General features: G+C 71.3%; 1 pseudogene. It reads right to left on the bottom strand.

Annotated features, from left to right (window positions below):
• Positions 1-124 precede the first annotated feature (124 nt).
• Positions 125-735: pseudogene (locus tag M1M07_RS32350) on the bottom strand (hypothetical protein); the annotation flags it as partial.

Below are 735 nucleotides of genomic sequence, written 5' to 3'. Positions count from 1 at the left end.
GAGGACGGTGGTGGCGGCGATGGCGGCCGGCCCGCGCAGTTCGGGGGCGCGGACGTAGCGGCGGTGCAGCCAGAAGGTGAGGAGGGTGAGGAAGGTTCCTACGACGAGTAGCCGGATCACGGTGTCAGGACATCAGCTTTCGGAGGGTGTCGGACAGGGTGGTGCCGTTGTCCGGGTCGACGGTGACGAAGGTGCCGCCGGTGTCGTCGGCGAGGGTTTCGAGGTCGGTGCCGGCGGTGGCGGTGCTCGCGGTCGTGGTGGTGTCGAGGAGGACGATGTCGATGCGGATCTCCCGGTCGCGGGCCTGGGTTTCGGCGACGAGGTCGAGGAGTTCTTCGCGGGCGGTGTCGTCGGTTGCCGTGTCGTCGGTTCCGGTGGTGACGATCAGCAGCGAGTTGGGGCGGCCGGGGCGGTACCCGTCGGCGGCGTCGCGGTAGGCCGCGGTGATCGCGTCGTAGGTGAGCGCCGACCCGGTGTCGGAGTCGGCGAGGGCGTCGGTGAGCGCCGCGCGCCGGTCGGCGGTGAGTGCGCCGAGGGCGACGGCGGCCGAAGGGGTGGTGTCGTCGTCGCTGTCCGGGGAGAACCGCAGTCCGATGTCGGAGTTGTCGGGTGAGCGGTCCAGGACGGCGGCGAGGGTGGTGGTGACGGTGTCGAGCGGGTCGGACGCGCCGGTGTCGATCAGGAGGACGGTCGTGCGGGTGGGGATCGGGTTGAACCGGGTGTGCAGCAGCGCGT

Source organism: Rhodococcus sp. HM1, from assembly GCF_023218075.1.
In the GTDB taxonomy this organism is placed as follows: Bacteria; Actinomycetota; Actinomycetes; order Mycobacteriales; family Mycobacteriaceae; genus Rhodococcus.
This window is presented reverse-complemented; position numbering and strand designations above follow the sequence as displayed.